Raw genomic sequence first — 6,985 nt, 5'->3', positions numbered from 1 at the left:
GGACTTTTGTCCCAGCCTCTTTCCTGAATTTTTTCTTGAAAATCAGTCTGTTTCAATAAGACCGTATTTGCCGTCTTTACGTCTGTAGACAATGCTTGTTCCATTAGTATCCGCATCTTCAAAGATAAAGAAGTTATGACCCAGCATATCCATCTGAAGAACTGCTTCTTCGGCGTCCATCGGCTTCAGGCTTAAGCGTTTGGTTCTCACAATAGATGCGCCCAGTTCTTCTGATTCATCATCCTCTTTCAGGTCAGCCCACAGGTCCTGATCGACCGGCTGAGGCACTTCCACACCCTGGGTGCGGCGGTTTTTACGGTTTATTTTAGTTTTATATTTTCTCATTTGGCGCTCAAGTTTATCCACGACCAGATCGACGCTGCCATATAAATCTGGGGAAGTTTCTTCCGCTCTTAAAACAACATACGGAAGTGGTATCGTGACTTCTACTTTAGCCGTTTTGTCAGAGTATGTCTTCAAATTGACGTGCGCATTGGCTTCAGGCACATCATTGAAATATTTTTCGATCTTACCAACCTTTTTCTCTACATACTCGCGAATAGCTTGAGTCACCTCAATGTTTTCTCCTCTAACATTGTATCTAAGCATAATACTTCACCCTTCCAAATCTAGTATAATACTGTCTCTGACGTTCGCTCAAGGCAGTACTATCTCCAAGCAACACTACTTCATTGCTTAGATTTATTATACATGATAGCGATTGCTTTCACAATAAAATTGAATCTGCCTTTATCTGATTACCTGAAAAGGGAAAAGGTCTGAAGCGATGACGGCTGACACGGACTGATCGCCTCAAGAGCATGGTAAAGTGTCCTACCCGTTGTATAGACATCATCCACAATCACGACCGGCTTATCGGCAATGGCCTTTGATCTCTTTGGACACAGAGTAAACGGTTGCCTGGTTCTTAGCCGTTCCTTTCTATTTTTTTTAGCCTGCCGACCCGTGTCCCGGCTAGCGGTAAGTGCTTTATCATAGTTAACCCCGGCAGCTTCCAGAAGAAGTTCGACCGGGTTAAATCCTCGAATGGATAGACTTTCCTCAGCAGATGGAACCGGAACAAAGCAGGTGTTCGCAGGAAAGATTTTCAATGCCCGTCGGATGTCATCGCTAAAAAGATAGGCCAGCTCACAGTCTCCTTTGAGCTTGAATGCAGTCATTATGTCTTTGGCCCTCTCGTTATAGGCATATAGAGCTGTGTGTCCGCTACTGAGCTTTGGATACAGACTACGCCACATAAGACAGTCACTGCATACTGTTATTTCCTGGACGATACGGCAGCATTCTGAACATCTCTTACAGCTCGACAAAACAATCATCTTGTTTCGACAGAGCGTGCACAGTTTGTCCGGGTGAGTATCGAAAGTAAGTAGGCGAGACACACTAATTGGAGGGGTAACAACTGTTCCGCACCAGCCACAGCAGCTCATTGCAGCAGCCCCCTCTTTCGGGCAGTACGGTTCATGGCTTCTATCTGTCTAATAGACCGCTTGATTGGTCGGGTCCAATGTTCACAGTAAAAAGTAACTTCTCCTTCGGGATAAGCCGATGATCTTCCGGCTCTGCCGGCAATTTGAACCAGTGCGGCTTCCGTATAGACTGCATGGTCAGCTTTGACAACAATGACATCTATATCAGCAAAAGTAACCCCTCTTTCCAGGATGGTCGTTGTCAGCAGAAAATCCAATTCCCCTTGACGCATCTGCTGTATCTTCTCCTTGCGTTCAGGATCTTTGGAGTGAACCCAGGCAAAGCGCCAGTCTTTGAACTGCCTTTCAAAATCCGGGAGCAGTATTTCCATGTATAAAATAGTGGGGATAAACACCAAGCACCGCCTTTTCTTCTGCAATAATCTGAGCAAATGCGCTGAAGCATTGCAACTGCCCGCTAATCCATGGCCTAAGCTTCCTTTAAGTAGCCTCGCTTCAGGTACTGGCAGTGGATGCTTGTGATAGCGGGCAGGTAAGATTGTTGCATCGATTCTGCCACTTCTGATGGCTTTGAGCATTTGTCGGTCAGGCGTAGCTGTCAAAAAAATCTGACTGCCGCCTAAAACCAGTGCCTTTTTTGCGGCGTAGTAAAGAGCCTCATTGAGATAGTAAGGGAAAGCATCGATTTCATCAACAATCATGACATCAAAAGCCTCTTTAAAGCGCAGCAGCTGGTGGGTGGTCGCAATCACCAGCTGTGTACGCCGGTAAACTTCTCCGGACCCTCCATAAAGCGTCGTCATGTCGACCTGATCAAATGCCTCTTGTAATCTTGGTGACAGTTCCAGACAGACATCAATCCGCGGTGAAGCAATACAGACTCTTTTCCCCTCCGCCAAACCTTCTGCGACTGCCTCAAACAGCATTTCTGTCTTTCCAGCTCCAGTTACAGCCCAGACAATACGAGTCCCCCCTTGCCGAACCGTCTGAAGAATATCTTTGGATGCCTCTTCCTGCTGGGGAGACAGGATACCTTTCCATTTCAGCACGGGCTGCTCAAGTGGTTTGAACCCACCTGTTTCAGGCAGGCTGATGAGCCGATCGCAGGCTCTGACTTTACCAAGCTGAATACACTCACGGCAGTAATAACAGTGCTGTTTGCATATGCAGGGATAGGCCTGCCGCAGACAGCAGATACTGCCACATCGGCCACATCTGTAGCGTGATCCTTCCTTGACAAAAGCCGGTCGGGATTCCAGACCCGAGGGCATCTCATCTCTCAAGTCCGGCGACAGCTCACTTTGCAGCTGGTCTCTACCCAGCCAGTTGATCCATTTTTCCATTCCTTGCTTCCTTCCCAGTTATATTTTTTCTACTACTTCATATATTGATTAAAAACGCTTATTCTCACGAAAAAAGGACACCCGCCTAAGCAGATGTCCTAAAATAATAATATGAAAATAGCTGAATCATTACATACGGCCGTAATCTTTAGTCCATGATACCCCGATGGCCCCTTCACCTGTGTGAACGCCCACAACGGGTCCAAGATAGCTAAGGTTGAATCGTACGGTTGGGAATTTGTCTTCCAGTTCCTGCATGAAGCGGCTGGCTTCTTCTTCGCAGAACGCATGAACGACCGTCGCCTGGATCGGATAAGGACTGGCCTTGACCGCTTCTTCAAGCAAGGTTTCAATTTTTCGCAGTGCTTTTTTCTTTGTTCTGATTTTATCGTGAGGGATTATCTCTCCAGCTCTGAAAGTCAAGACAGGCTTGATTTTGAGCATAGTAGCCACGCCTCCTGCCGCCTTGGATAAACGTCCGCCTTTAACCAGATTAGTCAAGTCATCTACAACAAAATAGATTTCAGTGGCATCCTTCAGGTCTTGCAGCCTTTCAATGATAAAATTGACTGATTCCCCGGCTTCTGCCAGTCGAACGGCTTCTCTTACCTGGAAAGCCAAACCGGCTCCAGCCAGACCGGAATCAATCGGGTAGACCATCAGGCCATCTATCCCTTTTGCCACACTGAATGCATTCTGGTAGGTACCGGAGATGCGACTGGACAAATGGATACTGATCACCGCATCGTAGTTGTCTTTCAAGCTTTCATAAAGGGCCGTAAATTCCCCTACAGTCGGCTGCGAACTGGTCGGCAACTGGGCGGAATCATTGACCTTTCCAAAGAATTCTTCCGTAGAAATGTCTACTCCTTCTTTGTAGACCTCCTTATCGAAAATACAGGACAGCGGGACAAAATAAAGATCATCACGCTTGTAGTCTTCGTCATTTAAGTAGGCTGTACTATCTGTTACAATTGCAATACGCATATTTTTCACCTCCACGCCTTTATACGGTTTTTCTGGTATGCTTTATTTTAGTGTTCCGGGTGATGGTAAAAGGCTGATTTTAATTATACACTAATTGACAAAAGAAATGAAAGGTGCTTAGCTATGAAAAATCATCGAACCGTCAGTCAAGAGGGTCAACATGAAATTATTATTAAAAAATCCCGCTTTATCTGTGCAGTCAAACGGACACAAACAGAGCAAGAAGCTCGGCGTTTTATTGATACGGTTAAAAAAGAACACTGGAAAGCCAGTCACAACTGCTCCGCCTATATAGTTGGACCAGACGGCCTGATCCAAAGAGCCTCCGATGATGGTGAGCCGAGCGGCACAGCCGGAATCCCTATGCTGGAAGTTTTAAAGAAAAACAATCTAACTGACCTGACGGCGGTCGTTACGCGTTATTTTGGCGGTACAAAACTTGGAGCCGGTGGACTGATTCGCGCGTACGGCAAGGCAGTGTCTGAAACGTTGAGTGCGATCGGCATCGTTGAAAAACAGCTGCACCAGTACTTCGATGTCACTGTTGCCTATCCTGTTAGCGGTAAGATACAAAATGCTCTCCAACAGTCTCCTTACCGTATCGAAGCCATCGACTATACCGATCAAGTTTCCTTCACTTGTCTGGTAGGCTCGGACCATATCGAACCCTTTAAAGCCTCCGTTATAGACTGGACCAGCGACCAGTACCGCATCGAAAAGGGGCCCCAGGCCTGGATTGAGGTGCCTGTTACTTTTGATCAATCTTGAACAAAAGGTGAATTTTCCTGTTGCGTCTTTCACTTTTACTTCCTGACTATTGACACCGTCTGTTAGAACCTCGATAATAGTACAGGATTACATAATGTTTTGATACAAAGGAGACCGTACAGTGGGAAAATACAAAATGAACTCAAGAATGTACTCAAATCAGAGGAAAAAAAAGAAAAAGCAACGAATCATTTTGTCTATTCTTATTCCCGTCTTTACAGCTGTCCTAATAGCTGCGGTTTACGGCGCGCACCTGGTCGCCACCATCGGTAATCAAATCGACGCCTCCTTTGTAGAGATTGACCGGCCTGAACCGGTTGAGAAAGTGAACCCAATCGAACAGCCAGTCTCCTTCCTGTTTTTAGGTATAGACAATGACGACGACCGCCAGCTGGGTTCCACCCGGGCAGATTCAATCATTTATGCGACTTTGAATCCCCATACTCATGAAATGAATATGCTTTCCATTCCAAGAGATACTTATGTTCCAATTATGCGGAACGGGCAGATGATCAGAAAAGACCGAATCAACGCTGCCTATGCGGTGGGTGAAGAAAGCGTGATGGTCCAGACCGTAGAAGAATGGCTAGATGTACCCATTCATTATTATGCTACGTTCAATTTTAACGCTTTCCTGGACATTATCGATGAACTGGGCGGAATTGAAATGGATGTCCCGGTTTCAATCAGTGAAATGGATTCCAATGATCAGGCTGATGCTATTTACCTGGAAGAAGGCCTGCAGGTGCTTGATGGTGAACAGGCTCTGGCTCTGGCACGGACAAGAAAGCTGGATGACGATGTCGCTAGAGGACACCGCCAGCAGTTAATTATTGAGGCTATTATTTCCAGGGCCTTGGAATTCCAATCTGTCAGCCGATACACAGCGATTGCAGAAACAGTCGGCAGCAACATGCGGACCAACATGCGCATGAGTGATATGAGTGCCATTGCTCAGACTGGTCTGAATCAGTCCTTCGCTGTCGAATCCCATGTTTTTGAGTGGTCTAGCTTTACGGAACGTGGAATGGACCTTGTCCGCATCCAGCCCGACAGCTTTGCTTCCATTCAGACTTCTCTTCAAGATTCTCTAGACGAAACTGTAACAGGCAACGAACAGACACTGACCGAAGATGAAAAACCGACCAGCACCAGCAGCTCCAAGTCCAGCGAGGAATCTTCTCTTTCGACAGACTGACAGGCTGATCACTGCGTAAAAACAGCCCACTTTTCCATAGCCATGGAAAAGTGGGCTGTTTTTCATTATGCTGCCGGGCTCTAGTCTGAACGAAAAATCTCAATGGCTGTTTCAGTCTTTTTACACAGCTTACCCTGCAGTAACTGGTAGTTACTGACTGTTTAGCCGGCGGCCAAACGCTTTGAGTTTGTCCAGCATCGGTCGCCGATCTTCACCTACCAGCCCGATGATCTCAACAAAAAGTTCCACGCCCAGCAAAACGAACAAGGTCAGCAGAACTGAACCAATCAAGGTAGAGAAATTATATAAAAGTGCAATAACAGAAAAAATGGCCGAGACACAGTAAATTGCCAGAACCGTCTGCCGATGTGACAGTCCGATACTCATCAGGCGGTGATGGATATGATTTTTGTCAGCCGTCGAGATGGATTGTCTGTTCAGTCTCCTTCTGATCATGGCAAACAAAGTATCCGTGACCGGTATACCTAGTATGATGATTGGCAGAATAAGTGAGATCAGCGTGGCGTTCTTCAAGCCTTGCAGTGAGAACACGCCAATCATAAAGCCAAGAAAAAGCGCACCTGTATCGCCCAAAAAGACACTTGCCGGCTGGAAATTATATGGCCAGAAGCCCGCAATGGCAGCCACAAGTACAAAAATCATTACAGAAACTGAAACTTCCGCAATAGTCAAGAAGAAGAACCCGATGATCCCCATTGTCGTCAGAGCTATCATAGAGACCCCGCTGGCTAGTCCATCCAGTCCATCAATAAGGTTAATGGCGTTGGTCAGCCCCGCTATCCATAAAATGGTAAACGGCATCTGCCAGGATCCGAAAGACAGAGTCCCGAAATAGGGAATCGTCATCGTTTCCAGAGATACATCCCCAATCAGATAAATCGTTGTTGCTGCAACAAGGATACCCGCCAGTTTCGCCAAAGGCTTCAATTCAAAAAGATCATCGACGATGCCCGTTAAAACAATGAGTGTCGCTCCAACAAAAAGGGGAAGGATCTGATAATCGGGTATCGGCAGCAGGACGAAAGAGGAAAAGAAAAAGGATAGGTAGATCACTATTCCCCCCATAGTCGGCATTACCGACGTGTGTACCCGCCTGGCTTCGGGCTCATCCAGAATATTCAGTTTTTTTGCTACTATTTTATAAACAGGTGTGAGTACAAGTGAGCTGAGCATCGTAAAAATACAGACCAGCAGCACAAGAAACATATTATACATAG

Annotated in this window: 7 protein-coding genes; 2 read left to right on the top strand and 5 right to left on the bottom strand. The window is 46.3% G+C overall.

From position 1 onward, the window contains the following. Window positions 1–42 precede the first annotated feature (42 nt). The 4 genes from hpf to ADIAL_RS04530 form a co-directional block, all read right to left on the bottom strand. A complete protein-coding gene (gene hpf / locus ADIAL_RS04545; RefSeq protein WP_034300604.1) occupies window positions 43–609 on the bottom strand; it encodes a ribosome hibernation-promoting factor, HPF/YfiA family in 567 nt (188 codons plus the stop codon). Window positions 610–758: 149 nt separating this feature from the next. Continuing rightward, window positions 759–1,181: a ComF family protein gene (locus ADIAL_RS11445; protein ID WP_197017765.1), complete on the bottom strand. Its 423-nt coding sequence runs from the start codon at window positions 1,179–1,181 to the stop codon at window positions 759–761. A gap of 266 nt (window positions 1,182–1,447) precedes the next feature. After that, window positions 1,448–2,794 (bottom strand): DEAD/DEAH box helicase, encoded by a 1,347-nt coding sequence (locus tag ADIAL_RS04535; protein WP_034300599.1) that lies wholly within the window; start codon window positions 2,792–2,794, stop codon window positions 1,448–1,450. A gap of 129 nt (window positions 2,795–2,923) precedes the next feature. Continuing rightward, a complete protein-coding gene (locus tag ADIAL_RS04530; RefSeq protein ID WP_034300597.1) occupies window positions 2,924–3,781 on the bottom strand; it encodes a DegV family protein in 858 nt (285 codons plus the stop codon). A gap of 123 nt (window positions 3,782–3,904) precedes the next feature. Here ADIAL_RS04530 and ADIAL_RS04525 point away from each other — a divergent pair, with 123 nt between their 5' ends. After that, window positions 3,905–4,549 carry a YigZ family protein gene (locus tag ADIAL_RS04525; protein WP_034300594.1) on the top strand — a complete coding sequence of 215 codons (645 nt, stop codon included), beginning with the start codon at window positions 3,905–3,907 and terminating at the stop codon, window positions 4,547–4,549. Between the two features lie 121 nt (window positions 4,550–4,670). Then, on the top strand, window positions 4,671–5,747 hold the full coding sequence (locus tag ADIAL_RS04520) for an LCP family protein (protein WP_081757661.1): 1,077 nt from the start codon (window positions 4,671–4,673) through the stop codon (window positions 5,745–5,747). A gap of 150 nt (window positions 5,748–5,897) precedes the next feature. Here the strand turns inward: ADIAL_RS04520 and ADIAL_RS04515 are convergent, their stop codons facing one another. Beyond that, window positions 5,898–6,983: a glycosyltransferase family 4 protein gene (locus ADIAL_RS04515; RefSeq protein WP_197017764.1), complete on the bottom strand. Its 1,086-nt coding sequence runs from the start codon at window positions 6,981–6,983 to the stop codon at window positions 5,898–5,900. Window positions 6,984–6,985 lie beyond the last annotated feature (2 nt).

The organism is Alkalibacterium sp. AK22 (genome assembly GCF_000585255.1).
Lineage (GTDB): Bacteria > Bacillota > Bacilli > Lactobacillales > Carnobacteriaceae_A > Alkalibacterium.
Note: the sequence above shows the minus strand (reverse complement) of the source record. Positions and strands in the feature narration are given on the sequence as shown.